Annotated in this window: 19 protein-coding genes; 3 read left to right on the top strand and 16 right to left on the bottom strand. The window is 58.3% G+C overall.

The features are described from left to right. Nucleotides 1-23: 23 nt before the first annotated feature. Together ACL2XF_RS15375 and ACL2XF_RS15380 are read right to left on the bottom strand one after the other, a co-directional pair. Nucleotides 24-365, bottom strand: coding sequence for a zinc ribbon domain-containing protein YjdM (locus ACL2XF_RS15375; protein WP_410016325.1), 342 nt, complete (start codon nucleotides 363-365; stop codon nucleotides 24-26). 230 nt (nucleotides 366-595) lie between these two features. Then, nucleotides 596-1354 carry an alpha/beta hydrolase gene (locus ACL2XF_RS15380; RefSeq protein WP_410016326.1) on the bottom strand — a complete coding sequence of 253 codons (759 nt, stop codon included), beginning with the start codon at nucleotides 1352-1354 and terminating at the stop codon, nucleotides 596-598. Nucleotides 1355-1537: 183 nt separating this feature from the next. Between ACL2XF_RS15380 and ACL2XF_RS15385 the strand changes: the two genes are divergently transcribed. Then, on the top strand, nucleotides 1538-1990 hold the full coding sequence (locus ACL2XF_RS15385) for a MarR family winged helix-turn-helix transcriptional regulator (RefSeq protein ID WP_413727113.1): 453 nt from the start codon (nucleotides 1538-1540) through the stop codon (nucleotides 1988-1990). A 360-nt stretch (nucleotides 1991-2350) separates the two neighbouring features. Further along, complete coding sequence (mutS, locus tag ACL2XF_RS15390) at nucleotides 2351-4915, top strand: DNA mismatch repair protein MutS (RefSeq protein WP_413727114.1); 2565 nt, start codon at nucleotides 2351-2353, stop codon at nucleotides 4913-4915. Nucleotides 4916-4998: 83 nt separating this feature from the next. Here mutS and rpoS read toward each other — a convergent pair whose 3' ends face one another. The 13 genes from rpoS to cysG all read right to left on the bottom strand — a co-directional run bounded on the left by rpoS (nucleotide 4999) and on the right by cysG (nucleotide 16637). After that, nucleotides 4999-5988: an RNA polymerase sigma factor RpoS gene (gene rpoS / locus ACL2XF_RS15395; RefSeq protein ID WP_410016329.1), complete on the bottom strand. Its 990-nt coding sequence runs from the start codon at nucleotides 5986-5988 to the stop codon at nucleotides 4999-5001. 54 nt (nucleotides 5989-6042) lie between these two features. Then, nucleotides 6043-7305: a murein hydrolase activator NlpD gene (gene nlpD / locus ACL2XF_RS15400; protein ID WP_413727115.1), complete on the bottom strand. Its 1263-nt coding sequence runs from the start codon at nucleotides 7303-7305 to the stop codon at nucleotides 6043-6045. Between the two features lie 165 nt (nucleotides 7306-7470). Continuing rightward, nucleotides 7471-8097 carry a protein-L-isoaspartate(D-aspartate) O-methyltransferase gene (locus ACL2XF_RS15405; RefSeq protein WP_410016330.1) on the bottom strand — a complete coding sequence of 209 codons (627 nt, stop codon included), beginning with the start codon at nucleotides 8095-8097 and terminating at the stop codon, nucleotides 7471-7473. Further along, nucleotides 8091-8861, bottom strand: coding sequence for a 5'/3'-nucleotidase SurE (surE, locus tag ACL2XF_RS15410; protein WP_410016331.1), 771 nt, complete (start codon nucleotides 8859-8861; stop codon nucleotides 8091-8093). Before surE ends, ACL2XF_RS15405 begins: the two co-directional genes overlap by 7 nt. Nucleotides 8862-9066: 205 nt before the next feature. Beyond that, the gene (truD, locus tag ACL2XF_RS15415) at nucleotides 9067-10116 is read right to left on the bottom strand and encodes a tRNA pseudouridine(13) synthase TruD (protein ID WP_413727116.1); all 1050 of its coding nucleotides are present in this window, start codon (nucleotides 10114-10116) and stop codon (nucleotides 9067-9069) included. Then, the gene (gene ispF, locus ACL2XF_RS15420; RefSeq protein ID WP_410016612.1) at nucleotides 10113-10589 is read right to left on the bottom strand and encodes a 2-C-methyl-D-erythritol 2,4-cyclodiphosphate synthase; all 477 of its coding nucleotides are present in this window, start codon (nucleotides 10587-10589) and stop codon (nucleotides 10113-10115) included. Before ispF ends, truD begins: the two co-directional genes overlap by 4 nt. 30 nt (nucleotides 10590-10619) lie before the next feature. Continuing rightward, nucleotides 10620-11345: a 2-C-methyl-D-erythritol 4-phosphate cytidylyltransferase gene (gene ispD / locus ACL2XF_RS15425; RefSeq protein ID WP_410016333.1), complete on the bottom strand. Its 726-nt coding sequence runs from the start codon at nucleotides 11343-11345 to the stop codon at nucleotides 10620-10622. Next, the gene (gene ftsB, locus ACL2XF_RS15430; RefSeq protein ID WP_331122399.1) at nucleotides 11345-11662 is read right to left on the bottom strand and encodes a cell division protein FtsB; all 318 of its coding nucleotides are present in this window, start codon (nucleotides 11660-11662) and stop codon (nucleotides 11345-11347) included. Before ftsB ends, ispD begins: the two co-directional genes overlap by 1 nt. Before the next feature lie 159 nt (nucleotides 11663-11821). After that, the gene (locus ACL2XF_RS15435) at nucleotides 11822-12139 is read right to left on the bottom strand and encodes a DUF3561 family protein (protein WP_413728820.1); all 318 of its coding nucleotides are present in this window, start codon (nucleotides 12137-12139) and stop codon (nucleotides 11822-11824) included. A 91-nt stretch (nucleotides 12140-12230) separates the two neighbouring features. After that, nucleotides 12231-12860: an adenylyl-sulfate kinase gene (gene cysC / locus ACL2XF_RS15440; protein ID WP_410016334.1), complete on the bottom strand. Its 630-nt coding sequence runs from the start codon at nucleotides 12858-12860 to the stop codon at nucleotides 12231-12233. A gap of 2 nt (nucleotides 12861-12862) precedes the next feature. Further along, nucleotides 12863-14290 carry a sulfate adenylyltransferase subunit CysN gene (gene cysN / locus ACL2XF_RS15445; protein WP_413727117.1) on the bottom strand — a complete coding sequence of 476 codons (1428 nt, stop codon included), beginning with the start codon at nucleotides 14288-14290 and terminating at the stop codon, nucleotides 12863-12865. Nucleotides 14291-14302: 12 nt separating this feature from the next. Further along, nucleotides 14303-15211, bottom strand: coding sequence for a sulfate adenylyltransferase subunit CysD (gene cysD, locus ACL2XF_RS15450; protein ID WP_410016336.1), 909 nt, complete (start codon nucleotides 15209-15211; stop codon nucleotides 14303-14305). A gap of 10 nt (nucleotides 15212-15221) precedes the next feature. Then, a complete protein-coding gene (gene cysG, locus ACL2XF_RS15455; protein ID WP_413727118.1) occupies nucleotides 15222-16637 on the bottom strand; it encodes a siroheme synthase CysG in 1416 nt (471 codons plus the stop codon). Nucleotides 16638-16908: 271 nt separating this feature from the next. Between cysG and ACL2XF_RS15460 the strand changes: the two genes are divergently transcribed. Further along, nucleotides 16909-17934 carry an aminopeptidase gene (locus ACL2XF_RS15460; protein ID WP_410016338.1) on the top strand — a complete coding sequence of 342 codons (1026 nt, stop codon included), beginning with the start codon at nucleotides 16909-16911 and terminating at the stop codon, nucleotides 17932-17934. A gap of 306 nt (nucleotides 17935-18240) precedes the next feature. Here the strand turns inward: ACL2XF_RS15460 and ACL2XF_RS15465 are convergent, their stop codons facing one another. Next, entirely contained in the window at nucleotides 18241-19146 is a 906-nt protein-coding gene (locus tag ACL2XF_RS15465; RefSeq protein ID WP_410016339.1) for a DMT family transporter, read from the bottom strand. Nucleotide 19147: the final 1 nt, after the last annotated feature.

Here is a 19147-nt window from a genome sequence, read left to right on the forward strand (position 1 = left end):
CAGGGATAACCGACGGTGGCCATTCAGCTTTTTTTGACAAATTCCGATTTCAGCTTCATCGCACCGAAGCCGTCGATTTTGCAATCAATATTATGATCGCCTTCAACCAGTCGAATGCCTTTTACTTTTGTGCCGATTTTCAGCGACGAGGCGCTGCCTTTCACCTTTAAATCTTTTATAACCGTAACCGTGTCGCCGTCCGCCAGCAGGTTGCCGTTGGCATCCTTAACGATCAACCCTTCCCCGGCGGCAGTCGCATCCGCCGTTGCCGACCATTCATGCCCGCATTCCGGACAGTTGTAGTGCTCCGCGTCCTGCCAGGTGAAGGCGGATCCGCATTGGGGGCAATGGGGTAATTGATTCACTTTAACTCCTTAATAAGAACAATAACGAGACAAACTCTTGCTGATGAGCCGTCACCATGACGGCACGCGGGGATTCTACCTTGTTTACCGGGCCGGAGAACAGCATGGCCTGGCGGATGGCGACGGTGGTTATCCGTGTTGCCTTGGCATTTCACTCAGTGGGGTTGAAGCCATTTCCCGTTTACCGCCGGGATAATGGCTTGGATTTGCGGTGACGTTATCGGCCGGCGTTACTCGGACAGGCTTTGCGCGGCCTTCTCAATCAGCGCCGCGACCTGCCGCGGCTGTGAGGCGAAGACCGCATGGCTGGCCTTGACTTCAACGACATGGCTTTGCGCGCGTTTGGCCATGAACCGCTCCAGATCCGGATTAATGGCCCGGTCCTGCGTCGCGACCAACGCCCAGCTGGGTTTGGTTTTCCAGGCCGGTTCCGCCGCAGGCGTGGTGAAAATAGCGGCGGCGGGCATGACCTGGGAGCGTGCCATAAAGCTGGCCTGGCCCACCGGCAGATCGGCTGCGAAATCGGCGTGATAAAGTTCGGGTTTCAGGTAGAGGAAATGGTCGGCGGTTTCGGCGATGCCTTTCGTGGCCGGAGGGATTTTGCCTGACAGACCGGCGAGCGTTTCCCCTTTTTCAGGCTGTAAAGCGGCAATGTACACCAGGCCGGCAACGGAAGGATCCTGGCCGGCTTCGCTGATAATAAAGCCGCCATAGCTGTGCCCGACCAGCAGCGATTTGCCCTGTTGCTGGCCGAGAATCCGGCGGGTGGCCGCGACGTCGTCGGCCAAAGACGTTTGCGGCTCCTGCACAATCGCAACATGATAGCCGGCCTTGTCCAAGATGCGGGTCACCTCTTGCCAACCGGAACCATCGGCAAAAGCGCCATGGACCAGGACAATATTTTTAACGGGACTTGCCAGCGCGGTGCCCAGGGTGGCGAAAGACAATGCCATGACGGCGGCCAGACGTGTCAGCGTTTTCTTCAGCATAAAGTTTTCCTCGTTAATAGTTGGTGTGAATATTAATTATCTCAATAACATTTATCGCGATAAGTAATATGCTATTAACAATAGCAGCGCACCCTTTGATGTCAAGCTATTTGTTATCGCGATAGCTAATAAGCGATTAACGGTGGTATGATACCGTTCAGACTGGTGCTTAAGGAGCATGCCGTGGTACATCGTCCCCGTCTGGCGGAGCAGCTTTGCTATGCCATTTACTCCACCTCCATCGCCATCAAGCGGCTTTATAAACCGATGCTTGACGCCATGGGCGTGACCTATCCGCAGTATCTGGTGCTGAATGTCTTGTGGGAACAGGGCAAACAACCGATCGGCAGCATCGGCGACGCGCTGGGGCTGGAAACCAGTACGCTGACGCCGCTGCTTAAACGGCTGGAAACGGAGGGATTTATCGAACGCGTGCGCAATCCCGAGGACGAGCGGCAGGTCATGATCTCCATCACCGATAAAGGACAACGGCTGGAAGAGCCGTCATCGTGCCTGTCCGAGGCGCTGTTTTGCAACGCCGATATGGAGCTTGCCCAGTTGCAGAGGCTCAATCAGGAAATTAATAGGCTGCGGGAAAATATCGTCAGCCGGCAAGGCGCGAAAAAACCGGCCTGAACGGCGCGCTATCCGGCGTAGGGGGTGCCATCGCCTCCCTGGGACGCCGTCGCTTAAAGCACGGTTTTTTTACCTGGGCTATTTTTCGGTTTCAGCCCGGCGGCGGCACAGCGCCCCTGCCGGCGACGCTGCCGCAACTCACCAGGTTGGATGCACACCACGGTCGGGTGACGTGCGGGACGTTGCCGGTTTTGACGATAGGGCATTCCCGCTGGTTTCCCTGCCATGGAGACTCCGTTATCATGGGCGCTGCACCCGAAGGTAAGATGTAGCGATTTTCCTTGCGATATAGTGATAATTCATGAGAACAACCATCATCACTAACCCTATTGAATTCAAAGAAATGGATATCATAACTCCATGAGCACACCAGATATTTTAGACAGCCATACCCCCATGATGCAGCAGTACCTGCGCCTCAAGGCGCAGCATCCTGACATCTTGCTGTTTTATCGGATGGGCGATTTCTACGAGCTGTTCTTTGACGACGCCCGGCGCGCATCGCAGCTGATGGATATTTCGCTGACCCGGCGCGGACAATCCGCCGGCGAACCGATCCCCATGGCCGGGGTGCCTTACCATGCGGTGGAGACCTACCTGGCCAAGCTGGTACAGCTGGGCGAGTCGGTGGCCATTTGCGAGCAAATCGGCGATCCGGCCACCACCAAAGGCCCCGTGGAGCGGAGGGTGGTGCGCATCGTCACGCCGGGAACCCTGAGCGATGAAGCGCTGTTAAACGAACGCCAGGATAATCTGCTGGCGGCCATGTGGCAGGAGGCGTCCGGGTTCGGTTATGCCACCCTTGATCTTAGCTCCGGGCGTTTTCTGGTGTGCGAACCGGCCGATCGCGAGGCCATGGCCGCTGAATTGCAGCGCACCAACCCCGCTGAACTGCTGTTTCCCGAAACATTGCAGGAAATGGGGCTGATTGAGCATCGCCGTGGACTGCGCCGCCGGCCGATCTGGGAGTTTGAGCTCGATACCGCCCGCCAGCAGCTTAATCTGCAGTTCGGCACCCGGGATTTGCATGGCTTCGGCATCGAGCGCGCCAGCGCCGCGCTGCGCGCCGCCGGCTGCCTGCTGCAGTATGTCAAGGACACCCAGCGCACCTCGCTGCCCCATATCCGCGCCATCACGCTTGAACGCCAGCAGGACGGCATCGTGATGGACGCCGCCACGCGCCGCAATCTGGAGTTAACGCAAAACCTTAGCGGCGGGTTTGACAATACCCTGGCGGAAATACTGGATCATACCGTGACGGCGATGGGCAGCCGGATGCTGAAACGCTGGCTGCATATGCCTACCCGCGATACCGCCGTACTGACCCATCGCCAGCAGGCCATCAGCAGCCTGCAGGAGACCTGCGCCGAGCTGCAGCCGCTGCTGCGTCAGGTTGGGGACCTGGAGCGTATCCTGGCGCGCCTGGCGCTGCGCTCGGCACGCCCGCGCGATCTGGCGCGCATGCGCCATGCCTTCCAGCAGTTTCCGGCTATCCATGCGTTGCTGGCGCCGCAGCCGACGGAGCACATTCGCCATCTGCTCGCGCAGGTGGGGCTGTTTGACGAATTAAGGACCTTGCTCGAGCGGGCGGTAGTCGATGCGCCGCCGGTGCTGGTGCGCGACGGCGGCGTGATTGCGCCGGGTTATCATGAGGAACTGGATGAATGGCGGGCGCTGGCCGACGGCGCCACCGATTATCTCGACCGCCTGGAAATCCGCGAGCGCGAAAAAACCGGCCTTGAGACCCTGAAAGTCGGCTTTAACGCTGTGCACGGCTATTATATCCAGCTCAGCCGGGGACAAAGCCATCAGGCGCCGATGCACTATGTCCGCCGCCAGACGCTGAAAAACGCCGAACGCTATATTATTCCGGAACTCAAAGAGTACGAGGACAAGGTGCTGACCTCCAAAGGTAAAGCGCTGGCGTTGGAAAAGGCGCTCTATGATCAGTTATTTGATCTGCTATTGCCCCATCTCGGCCCCTTGCAGCAATGCGCGGCGGCGCTGTCCGAGCTGGACGTGCTCAGCAACCTGGCCGAACGGGCCGAAACGCTGAATTATGTGTGTCCGACGCTCACCGACCAGCCGGGGATCCGGATTTCGGCGGGACGCCACCCAGTGGTGGAGCGGGTGTTAAGCGAGCCGTTTATCGCCAATCCGCTCGCGCTGTCCGCCCAGCGGCGCATGCTGATCATTACCGGCCCGAACATGGGCGGCAAAAGCACCTATATGCGGCAAAATGCGCTGATCGTGCTGATGGCTTATATCGGCAGCTTTGTCCCCGCCGCACAGGCGGTAATAGGACCGGTGGATCGTATTTTTACCCGGGTGGGGGCGGCGGACGATCTGGCCTCCGGACGATCCACTTTTATGGTGGAGATGACCGAGACGGCCAATATCCTGCACAACGCCACGCCGCAAAGCCTGGTGCTGATGGACGAAATCGGCCGCGGCACCTCCACCTATGACGGTTTATCGCTGGCCTGGGCCTGCGCTGAGAGCCTGGCCGGGCGGATTAAGGCCATGACCTTGTTCGCCACCCACTATTTTGAACTGACCACCCTGCCGGAAAAGATGGAGGGGGTGGTGAATGTCCACCTGGACGCGCTTGAACAAGGCGAGACCATTGCTTTTATGCATACCGTGCAGGATGGCGCCGCCAGCAAGAGCTATGGACTGTCGGTGGCGGCGCTGGCCGGAGTGCCGCGCGAGGTGATTAAACGGGCGCGGCAAAAACTGAAGGAGCTGGAAAACCTGTCCACCAGCGCCACGGCCAGCAAGGTGGACGGTTCGCAGCTGTCGCTGCTGGCGCCGGTGGAGGAAGAAACGCCGCCGGCGGTTGCCGCGCTTGAGGGGATTGATCCGGATACGCTGACGCCCAGGGCGGCGCTGGAGTGGATTTATCGCCTGAAGGGAATGCTTTAGGTCCACCGCGGTCCGCAGGGGTTACCATAAAACAAAAAAAAACGGTGAAGGTTTACCCTTCACCGTTTTTTATTTCCGGGCGGTTATTCCCGGAACAGAGCCTCAAGGTTCAGCCCCTGCCCTTGCAGGATTTCACGCAGGCGGCGCAGACCTTCAACCTGGATCTGGCGGACGCGTTCACGCGTCAATCCGATCTCACGGCCTACATCCTCAAGCGTGGCGGCTTCATACCCTAACAAGCCAAAACGCCGGGCCAGCACTTCACGCTGCTTGGCGTTCAGTTCAAATAACCACTTAACGATACTTTGCTTCATATCATCGTCTTGCGTGGTATCTTCCGGCCCGCTGTCTTTGTCATCGGACAAAATGTCCAACAGGGCTTTTTCAGAATCCCCGCCGAGCGGAGTATCCACTGAAGTAATACGCTCGTTAAGGCGCAGCATACGGCTGACGTCATCGACCGGTTTATCAAGCTGCTCGGCAATTTCCTCCGCGCTTGGCTCATGGTCGAGCTTGTGAGACAACTCCCTGGCGGTGCGTAAATAGACATTCAATTCTTTTACGATATGGATCGGCAGACGTATGGTACGGGTTTGATTCATGATCGCCCGTTCAATGGTCTGGCGGATCCACCAGGTAGCGTATGTGGAGAAACGGAACCCTCTTTCCGGGTCAAATTTCTCTACCGCGCGGATAAGACCCAGGTTACCTTCCTCGATCAAATCCAGCAGCGCCAGTCCGCGGTTGCCATAACGGCGGGCGATTTTAACCACCAGCCGCAGGTTGCTTTCAATCATACGGCGTCGTGAGGCAACATCACCCCGAAGCGCACGCCGGGCAAAATACACTTCTTCTTCAGCTGTAAGCAATGGGGAGTATCCGATCTCACCCAAATAGAGTTGCGTGGCATCCAGCACACGTTGGCTGGCCGCCTGAGACAGCAACTCTTCTTCCGCCAAATCATTATCAGCGGGCTCATCGATTAACGCTTTCTCGTCAAATGTTTCGGCTCCGTTCTCGTCGAATTCGGCTTCTTCATGTAACTCGGTTACTTTCAGCGTGTTTTCGCTCATTCTATGGCTCCTACCCGTGATCCCAGGACAGAATATCTGGATATTCCGACCAATTTATCGCTGCGGGAGATAACGCAGCGGGTTTACGGATTTCCCCTTGTAACGAATTTCAAAATGCAATCTAACCGAGCTGGTACCCGTGCTACCCATGGTAGCGATTTTCTGCCCGGCGCTCACTTCTTGTTGTTCCCGTACCAGCATCGTGTCGTTATGGGCATAGGCGCTCAGGTAATCATCATTATGTTTGATGATTATCAGATTACCGTACCCTCGCAAAGCGTTACCGGCATAGACGACTCGTCCGCCGGAGGTGGCCAGGATGGATTGTCCGCGTGAACCGGAAATATCGATACCCTTATTGCCGCCTTCCGCAGCGGAGAAGTTATCAATAATCTTTCCGTCCGTCGGCCAACGCCAACCGGTTATCGCCGTACTGCCGCCCGACATCATAGTGCCGGACGTTGAAGCGGGTGCGGTAACAGGGGCGGTTGTTGCAACTACTGCTCCCGATGTGGGTAACATTTTGCCGCCGTTAGATGGCAACATTTTCCCTACATTCTGTTTACCTGAATTTTCAGAATACTCATTGTTTGCTTGAGAATCAATACCCGAGCTCATCATTTTCGTATTCGTAGCGGCATTTGGAGCGACAGTGGCGCCTGAAGCCACGGTAGCGCTGCTATGATTTGCCAGCATGCCTCCGCCGCTTACTTCGCCACCTGCCACGGTTCCGCTCCCGGTTAGGGGTGCCGTTCCGTTACCCACTTGTAAGGTTTGACCTACATTCAATCCATAAGGTTCCGGAATATTATTCCTTTTTGCCAAATCACGATAGTCATTCCCGGTAATCCAGGCGATATAAAACAATGTATCACCGCGCTTGACCTGATAGGTAGTACCGCCATAGGAACCTTTTGGAATAGAGGTGTAGCTGCGGTTATAAACAATATTACCTTCAGACGATTGGTTAACGGCACTTACGCTTCCAACCACGTTCGGCTGGGCTGGCTGTACCGGCTGTACCGGTTGCAGCTGCCGCGTAGGCAGCGGTTGCGATTGCTGCTGTTGCGGCCGTGGTCTCTGGACGGGGGCGGATGTCGTCATACCGCTGTTATTATCGCCGCCCACGCTACTGATTGGTGCCGCTGTCTCATCACTGGCGCAACCCGCCAACCATAAACTTGCCATTGAACATACCGCAACGCGGCGCCAATAGCATTTCGGGCTTCCCATGCTCATCTCTCCCCTATGGCAGCAAAGCCAATCATCGTTCCAAACATGCCAGACATTATCGTTATACATCCTATTTTCTCTCATTACTTCATGAATGAGAGTATTTTCAGCTATTTCCGAAAAGTTAATTTTATGCTGTTAATGCTAGCAACATCCGGGGGAAGGCGCCATAAAACAGTTGTATAGAAATATCAGGTGGCATCGCGCGGGCGTATGGGAGTGATGAAGGGGTAAAAAACATGCTGCCGATTATGCCAGTTCTCCCCTGATCAGGGGTACAAAACGCACCGCTTCGACGGTTTCCACCCTAAACTCGCCATCCTGACGCGTGACGGTGGTCAAATCCTGCGTATCCTCGCCGACCGGCAATACCATAATGCCGCCTTCATCCAATTGGGCCATCAGTGCCGAGGGTATCTCCGGCGGCGCGGCGGTGACGATAATGGCATCGAAAGGACCGCGCGACGGCCAGCCCAGCCAACCGTCGCCATGGCGGGTGGACACATTATGCAAATCCAGCTGCTTCAGGCGGCGTTTGGCCTGCCACTGCAGTTTCTTGATGCGCTCGACCGAACAGACATGCTGCACCAGGTGCGCGAGAATCGCCGTCTGGTAGCCGGAGCCGGTGCCGATTTCCAGCACGCGCGATGTCGGCTGGAGCCTGAGCAGCTCCGTCATGCGCGCCACGATATAGGGTTGGGAAATGGTCTGGCCCGAGCCGATGGGCAAGGCGGTATTGTCGTATGCCTTATGTTCGAAAGCTTCGTCGATAAATCGCTCGCGCGGTACCGATTCGATGGCTTGCAACAGCCGTTCATCTCTTATTCCCTGCTGGCGAAGCTGTTCGAGCAGGGCCTGGGTGCGACGGTTTACCATGTCCAACTGACCTCCGCATTGGCCAACCACGACGTGAGTACCGATTGAGCGGAATAGGCGGTTAAATCCACCTGCAATGGCGTAATGGAAACATACCCCTGCTCAATGGCGGCAAAATCAGTATCGGGCCCTTTGTCGAACGTTTCACCGGGCGGGCCGATCCAGAATATTTCACGGCCGCGCGGGTCCAGCTGCCGGATGGCATGGGCGGCGGGATGCCGGCTGCCGCAACGGGTGACCTTGATACCCTTGATGGCAGACATTGGCAGGTCGGGGACATTGACGTTCAGGATCCTGCCGGTACGCAGCGGCTCAAGGGTCAACGCCCGGATAAGCCTGCAGGCAATGACCGCGGCGGTATCATAAAAGGTATCGCCGTTCAGTGAAATAGCCAGCGCCGGGAAGCCGAGGTGCCGTCCTTCCATGGCCGCGGCCACCGTGCCGGAATAAATAACGTCGTCCCCCAGGTTGGGACCGGTGTTAATGCCGGACACCACGATATCGGGACCGGGGCGCATCAGGGCGGTGACGCCGAGATAGACGCAGTCGGTGGGCGTGCCGGATTGCACCGCGATATCACCGTTGCCCTCTTTCAGCGCCCGCAGCGGCCGGTCGAGGGTCAGCGAGTTCGACGCTCCGCTGCGGTTGCGATCGGGCGCCACGATTTGCACGCTGTCCACATCGGCAGACTGGCGCAGAGCGGCCGCCAGCGCTTGGATGCCGGGCGCATGAATGCCATCATCATTACTTAATAGTATGCGCATATCATTATTAGCTTTATTAATTATTGATTGTTTTTAACGCGCCGCCCACCCATTGGGCAAAATCGGCCTGCGCATCAAAACGAACGGCAGCGATGCAGGCCGGGAATAACCGTAATAATGGCATGAAACGCTACGGCGGTGAAGCCTGCCGTGCCGGCCGGTCCGCAAAATACCCGTGGCCGGGATGGCCCCGGGCAACGGGGGCTTACAGGACAACGTCCGCCGGCGCGTCGAGCAGTTCGCGGATAACGCTGGTGGCGAAGCTGCCCGCCGGCAGGGCGAACGACAACGCAAGCGTGGCGTCGTCGCGCCAGTGCCAACGCATATCGGCGGGCCTGAGCATCAGGGCGCGGCGCGCCGGTTCCAGCCGTTCCCGGGCCAATAATCCGAGTAATTCCGGCTGGCCGGACAGGCACTGCTGTTCAAACGCCAGCGCCTCGCGCTCGCTGCCCGGCAAACCGTCCCCGGGCAGCGGCGCGGTCAGGCTCAGTTCGCCGCTGGCCACGCGCGCGGGGGCGTCCGGCATATCCTCATCGGTGGCGACAAACCAACTGCCCCGGCCGGTAAGCTGCAGGGCGTCGCCGGCCAGCACCTGCCGGCGGCCAAGACGCTCGAGACGCTGGCTGGCCACCAGATTGAACAGCGCGCTGCGGGCGCTTGAGAGGTAGAAACTGCGTTTGCCGCGTTCCTTGACCTTGATTTCGCCACGCGCCCAGCGCAGCGCCCGATCGAGATTGTTGCCCTGATGGCCGAAACGCTGGCTGCCGAAATAGTTGGGCACGCCTTCGCGGGCAATGATATTCAGGCGATCTTCCACGGCGTCCCGATCATTTATCTCACGCAATACCAAGTCAAAAGCATTACCTTTCAATGTGCCGATGCGCAGCTTGCGGCCATGGCGCGTACTGCGCACCACCTCACACCCCTCAAGACTGAAGGCGGAGAAATCCGGGGTTTCCTTGCCCGGCAGATGGAGGCAGAACCACTGTTCGGTCACCGCATGGCGATCCTTGAGCCCGGCATAACTTACCGACCGGGCGGGGATGGCGGCGAATTTGGCCAGCTCTTCGGCGACGAATACCGTATTGGCGCCGCTTTTACGCAACCGTACCAGCACGTGCTCGCCCGCGCCGTCAGGCTCGAACCCGAGATCTTCCAGCACCTGGAAATCCGCGGGCTGCGCCTTGATGATACCGGTGGCTTCGGGCTTGCCGTGCAGCCAGAATAAATTCAGGGGGTTGAGGTCGGCTATCATGCGTCTTTTAGCAGCAACGCCACCGCCTCGCAGGCGATGCCTTCGCCGCGCCCGGTAAAACCCAACTGTTCGGTGGTGGTGGCCTTGACGTTGACATCATCCATATGGCACGCCAGATCTTCCGCCAGATGAATCCGCATTTGCGGAATATGCGGGGCCATCTTCGGCGCCTGGGCGATAATGGTGATATCGATATTGCCCAAGAGGTAGCCTTTTTCCCGTATGCGCCGCCAGGCTTCGCGCAGCAGCGCGCGGCTGTCCGCGCCCTTGTAAGCCGCATCGGTATCCGGAAACAGCTTGCCGATATCGCCGAGCGCGGCGGCGCCGAGCAGCGCGTCGGTCACCGCATGCAGCGCCACGTCGCCGTCGGAGTGGGCGAGCAGTCCCTGGGTGTAGGGAATACGCACGCCGCCGATAATCAACGGGCCTTCGCCGCCGAATTTGTGGACATCAAAACCATGACCGATACGGATACGTTTCACCGGCTCTCCTTATTATTATGCTTATGCAATGGCGCTGTTTTGCAATTGGGTCAAATAGAATGCTGCCAGGGCTAAATCCTCCGGGCAGGTGACTTTAATATTATCCGCGCGGCCCGCCACCAGCAGCGGCCGGTAGCCGCAGTGCTCCAGCGCCGAGGCTTCGTCGGTAACGCGCGCGCCGTCCGCCAGCGCCCGGGCCAGGCAGGATTCCAGCAGGGCCAGGGGGAAAAGTTGGGGGGTCATGGCATGCCAGAGATGGTTGCGATCCACCGTATGGTCGATGGCATCGCCGCCGGCCCGCTTCATGGTATCGCGCACCGGCGTCGCCAGGATGCCGCCGATGGCGGTATGGGCGGTGATCGCCAGCAGGCGGGCCAGGTCGTCCTGATGCAGGCAGGGACGCGCGGCGTCATGCACCAGTACCCATTTTTCGTCGCCCGCCCGCCCGCGTGCCGCGCGCAGGCCCGCCATCACTGAATCGGCGCGCTCCCGCCCGCCGATAACATGACTGACGCGCGCGTCGCGGCCGATGGGCAGGGAGGTGAAATAAGGGTCATCCGCACTGATGGCGACAATAACATGGCGCACGCAGGACTGGCGCAGCAGCGCGTCGATGGCATGCTCCAGCAGGGTTTTACCACCAATGGCGAGGTATTGCTTGGGACAATCCGTGCCCATGCGGCTGCCGATGCCGGCGGCCGGCAGAATAGCAATGGTTGCGGGGAATGCCCCGGCCGACGTGGTCATTATTGATTGTCTTGTGAAGCAGGCGCCGCCGTCCGACGTTTAGACTGATCCGGCACCAGGCGATAGAAACTCTCTCCCGGCTTAATCATGCCGAGTTCATTGCGTGATCGTTCCTCGATGGCTTCTTGTCCATCGTTGAGATCATCGATTTCCGCGAATAATTGATCGTTGCGCGCTTTAAGCTTTGCATTACCGGCCTGTTGGACCGACACGTCGTCCTCGACCCGGACTAAATCGTGCACGCCATTTTTACCCAGCCACAAGGAATATTGCAGCCAGCCAAGCAATACCAGTAATAACAGCGTAAGTTTTCCCATCCCCGCCCCCTAAAAGACAGCCCAATCATCCCATAACTTGGGCCAGGACTCCACACCGGGCGCCAAAATGACGGGGAAAAGACGCTGAAGCTGCTTTTTTACGCGCATTTCCAATGCTTTTTTACGGTTTGTTACCCGTCGTAACCCCATTCTTACGCTTTACCAGCCGGTGAGCGCGGCGAACACCAGCCAGAACAGGCAAAAAACCGCCAGGCCGGTGCAGGTGATCATCAGGATCAGCCGGCCGGTCAGCAGAACGCTGAACACCAGGCCGATCAGCACCGATACCGGGATTAACGCCAGGAAAAAAGGCCAGGTATAGAGCAGGAAGAATAGCGCATTGGCGCCATAGGTAAGAATGGGAATGGCAAAGGCCAGCCAGTAGAAGATAAACCCCGCCATCGCCCCCCAAAAGCCATAAGCGGGCTCTTCGGCGGCGCGTTCGGCTACCGGGGCGGGGATAACCTTGGCCGGCATGACGCGCTTGGTCTGGGTGACGTTCAGCATACCTCTCACTTCCTGGGCTGGTGGTAACGCGGCCGGACGGCCGGTATACCGATGCGGCTTCTCAGGAACTGATGATAACGCGGCCACGCAGCAGGTCTAACAATTGCCCGGTCAAATGTGTTACCAATTGTTGGCCGTCAAGATGAATTTCCGCCTGCTCGGGAGCCTCGTAAACCGCGTCGATGCCGGTAAAATTAGGCAACCGCCCCGCGCGGGCTTTTTTATACAGGCCTTTGGGATCGCGGGCTTCACAAATGTCCAGCGGCGTGTCCACATACACTTCGATAAAGCGTCCGGCGGGCAGCAGATCGCGCACCATCCGGCGCTCTGCGCGATGCGGGGAAATAAAGGCGGTCAGCACCACCAGTCCGGCATCCACCATCAGGCGGGCGACTTCACCCACCCGGCGGATATTTTCCCGGCGATCCGTTTCGCTGAACCCCAAATCGCTGCATAAACCATGGCGCACGTTATCGCCGTCCAGCAGGTAGGTGCTGATGCCCAGCGGATGCAGAGCCTGTTCAAGGGCGCCCGCCAGGGTGGATTTGCCCGAGCCGGAAAGGCCGGTAAACCAGACCACCGTTCCCTGATGCCGGTGCAACTGTTCGCGATCCTCCCGGGTTATCGGGTGTTCGTGCCAGACAATATTGCTGTCGGGCGCCGCGGGGGATGGGGTATGCCGATCGGCCATGGTTATTTACCACCCAGCAAATCACGCGCGCCCCAGTGCGGGAAGTGACGGCGCACCAGCGCGTTTAATTCCAGCTCGAATTCGCTGTGGCGCTGGGGCTCGGTAAAGACCTCCGCCAAGGGTTCGCGCACCATGCCCGCGCCGACGGTCACGTTGCTCAGGCGGTCGATAAAAATCATGCCGCCGGTCACGGCGTTATGCGGGTATTTATCCACCGCCATCGGCTCGTCGAACGCCAGCTCCACCAGACCGATGCCATTGAGCGGCAGGCTGTCGACCACGCGCTGGGTCAGGCTGTTGATCTCCACCTGATACTGGATATTTTCTATCCGGGCGCGGGTCTTTTTACCGCCGATTTTAATGTCGAAGCTTTGGCCGGCCACCAGCGGGTTGTCGGTCATCCAGACCACATCCACCAGGGCGTTGCGCACCGGGCGCAGCGTTTCAGCGCCATCCACCACCAGATCGCCCCGGCTGATATCGATTTCATCCGCCAGGACCAGCGTCACCGCCTCGCCTGCCCAGGCTTCGGCCACGTCGCCGTCGAAGGTCACGATACGGGCGATGGAGGACGTGACGCCCGAAGGCAGCACTTTTATCTGCTGTCCCACCCGCAGCACGCCCGCCGCCACGGTACCGGCGTAACCACGGAAATCCAGGTTTGGCCGGTTAACGTACTGCACGGGAAAACGCATCGGCTGCTGTTCATTAAGATTGATGACTTCGACCGTTTCCAGCACCTGCAGCAGCGTCGGGCCGTTATACCAGGGCATGGCGACGCTGGGCGTGACGACGTTATCGCCGTCAAGGGCGGAAATCGGCACAAACGTAATGCTCAGATCCACCGGCAGTTCCTCGGCGAAGTGCAGGTAATCCTGCTTGAACTGTTCAAAGACAGTCTGCCGGTAGTCCACCAAATCCATCTTGTTGACCGCCACCACCAGATGACGAATGCCCAGCAGCGTACTGATAAAACTATGGCGGCGGGTCTGGTCCAGCACGCCTTTGCGCGCGTCGATTAACAGGATCGCCAGATCGCAGGTGGATGCGCCGGTAGCCATGTTGCGCGTGTACTGTTCATGCCCCGGCGTATCGGCAATGATGAATTTACGCTTTTCCGTGGAGAAATAGCGGTAAGCCACGTCAATGGTGATGCCCTGCTCCCGCTCCGCCTGCAGGCCGTCCACCAGCAGCGCGAGGTCCAGCTTCTCGCCCTGGGTGCCCAGGCGCTTGCTGTCGGAGTGCAGGGTGGTCAGCTGATCTTCATAAATTTGACGGGTATCGTGCAGCAGGCGGCCAATCAGGGTGCTTTTGCCGTCGTCCACGCTGCCGCAGGTGAGAAAGCGCAGCAGGCTTTTATACTGTTGCGCATGCAGGTAGGCTTCCACGCCGCCCTGTTCGGCGATCTGTTTAGCTATGGTCGTGTTCATGTCGATCGCTCCTTAAAAATAACCCTGACGCTTTTTCAGTTCCATCGATCCGGACTGATCGCGGTCGATAACCCGGCCCTGCCTTTCGCTGGTGGTGGACACCAGCATTTCCTCGATAATCTCGGGCAGGGTCTGCGCCGTGGAATCCACCGCGCCGGTAAGCGGCCAGCAGCCAAGGGTGCGAAACCGCACCATGCGCTGGCTGATCACTTCTCCCGGCTGCAGATCGATACGGTCGTCATCCACCATCAGCAGCATGCCGTCGCGCTCCAGCACCGGGCGCGGCTTGGCGAGGTAAAGCGGCACAATTTCTATGTTTTCCAAGTAGATATATTGCCAGATATCCAGCTCGGTCCAGTTGGACAACGGGAAGACGCGGATGCTTTCGCCTTTGTTGATCTGGCCGTTATAGTTATGCCACAGCTCCGGCCGCTGGTTTTTCGGGTCCCAGCGGTGCAACCGATCGCGAAAGGAGTAGATGCGCTCCTTGGCGCGGGACTTTTCCTCGTCGCGCCGGGCGCCGCCGAACGCGGCGTCGAAACCGTATTTATTCAGCGCCTGCTTAAGGCCTTCGGTTTTCATGATATCGGTATGTTTGGCGCTGCCGTGGATAAAGGGATTAATGCCCATCGCCACCCCGTCCGGATTACGGTGCACCAGCAGCTCGAAGCCATAGGCCTTGGCGGTGCGATCGCGAAATTCATACATTTCGCGGAATTTCCAGCCGGTATCCACATGCAGCAGCGGAAACGGCAGCGTGCCCGGGAAAAACGCCTTGCGGGCCAGATGCAGCATCACCGAGGAATCCTTGCCGATGGAGTACATCATGACCGGATTGGCGAATTCGGCCGCCACCTCGCGGATAATATGGATGCTTTCCGCCTCCAGTTGCCGCAAATGAGTATGTCGTTGTTGATCCATTTTTACATCCTTAAGCCAGGTTAACCAACGTCGCGCGCTGTTGCGCCGCCGATTGTTGGACGCCAAACCAGGCGATTTCATCATGAAGGGTGACAACTTCGCCGATGACCAGCAAAGCCGGGGTGGACGCCTGTTGCGCCAGGGTGTCGAGTTGTCCCAGGGTACCGGTCAGCACCTGCTGGGAGGCCAGGGTGCCGTGGCTTATCACCGCCACCGGCGTCAAGGGCGAACGGCCGTGCAGGATAAGCTGCCGGCTGATGTCCCCTGCTTTCATCAATCCCATATAGATAGCCAGGGTCTGGCGGCCCGCCGCCAGCGCCGGCCAATCGAGATCGCCGCCGCCGCGGCGCGCGTGGCCGGTAATAAAGGTCACGCTTTGCGCATGGTCGCGGTGGGTGAGAGGAATGCCGGCGTAGGCGGTGGCGCCCGCGGCGGCAGTGACCCCCGGCACCACCTGGAAAGGGATGCCGGCGGCGGCCACCGCCTGTAGCTCTTCGCCGCCGCGCCCGAAGATAAACGGATCCCCGCCTTTCAGGCGTACCACGCGTTTGCCCTGCCGCGCGTGTTCGACCAGTTGCCGGTTAATCTCTTCCTGCGGCATGCAAAAGTCGCCGGCGCGTTTACCGACGCAAATCAACTCGGCATCCCGCCGCACCAGTTCCAGCACCTCGGCGCTGACCAGGTAATCGTGGAGCACCACGTCCGCCTGCTGCATCAGTTGCAGGGCGCGCAGCGTCAACAGGCCCGCGTCGCCCGGGCCGGCGCCCACCAGTGCCACGTCGCCGGCCTGTCCGGCCGGCGCGTCAAGCTCCCGCTCCAGCGCCGCCTGAGCGTCGTCATGCCGCCCCTGCGCCGCCAGGCCGGCGAAACGCCCGTTAAACGCCCGCTCCCAAAAACGCCGCCGCGCGTCCATGGCCGGAAAATGCTGTTTTACCCGCTCGCGAAAAGCGCCGGCCATCTCCGCCATCGGGCCAAGAAAGGCCGGCAGCAGGGATTCCAGTTTTTCGCGCAGTATGCGCGCCAGCACCGGCGCCTTTCCCCCGGAGGAAATCGCCACCATGATGGGCGAACGATCAACGATGGAGGGGAAGATAAACGAACACTGGGGCTGATCGTCCACCACATTGACCAGGATATGCCGCTGGTCGGCGGCGGCATAAACCTCGGCGTTCAGCGCCCGATCGTTGGTGGCGGCGATCACCAGGAACACGCCGTCCAGCATGTCGGCGGCAAAACTCTCCCCGAGCCATTGGAGATGGCCCGCTTGCGCCTGACGACCGAGATCGGGGGAAAGCCGGCGCGCAACCACCCTGACCTGTGCGCCGGCGCGCTGCAGTAGCAGGATCTTGCGTGCGGCAACCTCGCCCCCGCCGACCACCAGTACCGGACGCTGCCTGAGATCGGCAAAAAGAGGTAAATAATCCACAGCTACCTTTTATGATTTGGCTTAGCAATAATGTGACTATACGTCTTGCGATTAGGTTCTATGAAATAGTTAATTGGAATTACAATTGCTTTAATGGAATAACGGCGCCTTTCCTGCGCGCGCGCCAAGAGGATTGCGGGCAACGAATCGTGCGATCAGCCGGTCGCGGCCACGGGTACAAATTGTATTGCCCGCGGGGCGGTACCATACTATAGCGCTGGGTTGAGCGGCGAAAACCGATGCCGTTCCCGTCTATTAAGGATACTGTTTTATGTTTCACCCCGGTCGCAGCAAGCGCGCCCGTTTAACGCTCTGCCTCGGCGCCCTGCTGGCGTTTTCCGCCCCCGCCGCCGCCTTCACTCCAAGCCAATACGCGCAAGAGCAGATTCGTTATATCGCTACCTATTTTCCCGGCCGCATGGCGGGCAGCCCGGCGGAACTGATGGCGGCGGATTATCTTCAGCGTCGGTTCACCGAGCTGGGCTTCCACAGCGATCTGCGCGCCTTCAATACCCGTTATCTGTTCCACGGCAGCGCCGGCAAAGCCGACTGGCGCAGAATTACCGCCACCTCGGTTATCGCCGCCCGTGCCGGCGCGGCGCCCGGCGAAGTGCTGATAGTGGCCCACGCCGATACCTTTATGCCGCGCAGCGATAAGGACCTGAATGACAATTTGGGCGGCCTGACGCTACAGGGGGTAGACGATAACGCGTCCGGCCTCGGCGTGATGCTGGGTCTGGCGCAGCAGTTGGGGCGCGGCACGTTGGCGGTGGGCGTGCGTTTTGTGGCGCTCAGCGCCGGGGAGCCGGAAACCCTGGGCGTGGATGATTATCTGCAACGCATGTCCGCGCAGGAAAAACGCAATACGCTGCTGGTGATCAACCTCGACAGCCTGGTGGCCGGCGAAAAACTGCGGGTCAATTACAGCCCGGACAGCGGCGACGCCCGCCTGCAGGAACTGGTTAAAAACCTGGGCGCCCAGGCGCGCCAGGCGGGTATCCCGCTGATCTTAAGCCCCGGCATCAGGACCTCGGCCGCTTGCGCCAGCGACGCGCTGCCGTTTGCCAAGGCGGGATTCGCGGTGCTGGATGTGGGCTCGGGCACAAACGGCGACAGTTGCCTGCAGCGCAAGCCCAGTCGTAACTTTCCCCAGGGCATGGCGCGTTACCAGAGCCAGCGCGATAATATCCAGTATCTTGATACCCACCTGACCGGACAAATCGGTAAACGCGCGCGCGACAGCATGAAACTGTTGTGGCCGCTGTTGCAAGGGCTGACGCAGGGGGCTAAATCCTAGCCCGATGGAAATAAGGAGCATGCGGTAAGAAAACCGCATGCCGGTATCACAGCGAGGTGAGGCCCATACCCGGGCCGCCATAATTCAATCCGGTTCTATCGCGGAAATTACAGCGAAAGCAAATTATAATTAATGACAGTAACCAACCATAAGAATAGTTTCAATTACCCTAAAGCGCATAATAATAAAGTAAAACGGCTGATTTTAAACAGTTACCCTTTGCATATATCAGATCTGAGTGGCAACGGAGATAATCGGTATCAATACTGTCCGCAAATTAATAATAAAATGAAACCATGCTTTTTATTAAAGCGTGGGCTGTATTGTCGCGGTACTGCTTTTCTCCTCAGAATAAACCATAATAGTGGAACCTGTAATGGCTAGAATAATGCCTATCAATGCGTAAGCGGTTGGCAGGGTTTGGTACAATAATAATGATATTACCGCCGTAAGGACCGGGGCCAGCGCATTGGTGCAAGGCGCCACGATGATAGCCTTCCCCCTGGACAATGCCATCACCAGGAATAAGGCGCCGACGGCATTCAATACCTGGGTGGCGGCGGTAATAAGATAGGCGGCCGCCGGATAACTGCCGCTTTTATCAGGAATCATGGCATAGGCGATGGGCGCCAGGATCAGGCCCGTTAGCGTCATATAAAAGAAGATAGCGCTATCCTCAATGTGATTGTTGGACGCCCTTTTCATAAAAAACGCTTGCAACCCCCACGCCAGGCAAATAATAACTGAAAACACCAGCCACAATGAGCCGCTTACTGTCGTACCGTCGCCCTGGCTTATGCTGAAGGCGAGTATCGACAATAGCGCCAGGATAATACCGATAGTACCGAGAAAATTAATTCTTTCTTTCAACAGCACCAGCGACATTATCACCGTGATTGCGGGCGAAATCGAGATAATGGGGAATACCAGATAAGCCGGAGCACCCATGCCGAGGGTTTTAAACAGCAATAACTGCCCGCCCGCACCGGTAAACCCGATCGCCAGCCCATAAAGTACCGCCTGCGGGGAAAAATCAATCTTTTTTCCTTTTAGCGTAAAGTAGCAGGGGATAAGCATGGTAATTGACCATATGATATAAACCCATTGATCAGGAAAACTGTATTTTTGGGTCGGATATGCGCTCACGCCGCCCCACACACCCCAGGTTAATACCACCATCAAGGTATAGATTATCCACGAGTTGCTTTTCATT

Source organism: Sodalis sp. RH19 (genome assembly GCF_047324215.1).
Classification (GTDB): domain Bacteria; phylum Pseudomonadota; class Gammaproteobacteria; order Enterobacterales; family Enterobacteriaceae; genus Acerihabitans.

Bases quoted from the DNA above. Each gene is read 5' to 3' on its own strand.
- ACL2XF_RS15380 (WP_410016326.1), bottom strand. From the start codon at position 1,354: ATGCTGAAGAAAACGCTGACACGTCTGGCCGCCGTCATGGCATTGTCT.
- mutS (WP_413727114.1), top strand. From the start codon at position 2,351: ATGAGCACACCAGATATTTTAGACAGCCATACCCCCATGATGCAGCAG.
- rpoS (WP_410016329.1), bottom strand. From the start codon at position 5,988: ATGAGCGAAAACACGCTGAAAGTAACCGAGTTACATGAAGAAGCCGAA.
- nlpD (WP_413727115.1), bottom strand. From the start codon at position 7,305: ATGAGAGAAAATAGGATGTATAACGATAATGTCTGGCATGTTTGGAAC.
- ACL2XF_RS15405 (WP_410016330.1), bottom strand. From the start codon at position 8,097: ATGGTAAACCGTCGCACCCAGGCCCTGCTCGAACAGCTTCGCCAGCAG.
- surE (WP_410016331.1), bottom strand. From the start codon at position 8,861: ATGCGCATACTATTAAGTAATGATGATGGCATTCATGCGCCCGGCATC.
- truD (WP_413727116.1), bottom strand. From the start codon at position 10,116: ATGATAGCCGACCTCAACCCCCTGAATTTATTCTGGCTGCACGGCAAG.
- ispD (WP_410016333.1), bottom strand. From the start codon at position 11,345: ATGACCACGTCGGCCGGGGCATTCCCCGCAACCATTGCTATTCTGCCG.
- ftsB (WP_331122399.1), bottom strand. From the start codon at position 11,662: ATGGGAAAACTTACGCTGTTATTACTGGTATTGCTTGGCTGGCTGCAA.
- ACL2XF_RS15435 (WP_413728820.1), bottom strand. From the start codon at position 12,139: ATGCCGGCCAAGGTTATCCCCGCCCCGGTAGCCGAACGCGCCGCCGAA.
- cysC (WP_410016334.1), bottom strand. From the start codon at position 12,860: ATGGCCGATCGGCATACCCCATCCCCCGCGGCGCCCGACAGCAATATT.
- cysN (WP_413727117.1), bottom strand. From the start codon at position 14,290: ATGAACACGACCATAGCTAAACAGATCGCCGAACAGGGCGGCGTGGAA.
- cysD (WP_410016336.1), bottom strand. From the start codon at position 15,211: ATGGATCAACAACGACATACTCATTTGCGGCAACTGGAGGCGGAAAGC.
- ACL2XF_RS15460 (WP_410016338.1), top strand. From the start codon at position 16,909: ATGTTTCACCCCGGTCGCAGCAAGCGCGCCCGTTTAACGCTCTGCCTC.
- ACL2XF_RS15465 (WP_410016339.1), bottom strand. From the start codon at position 19,146: ATGAAAAGCAACTCGTGGATAATCTATACCTTGATGGTGGTATTAACC.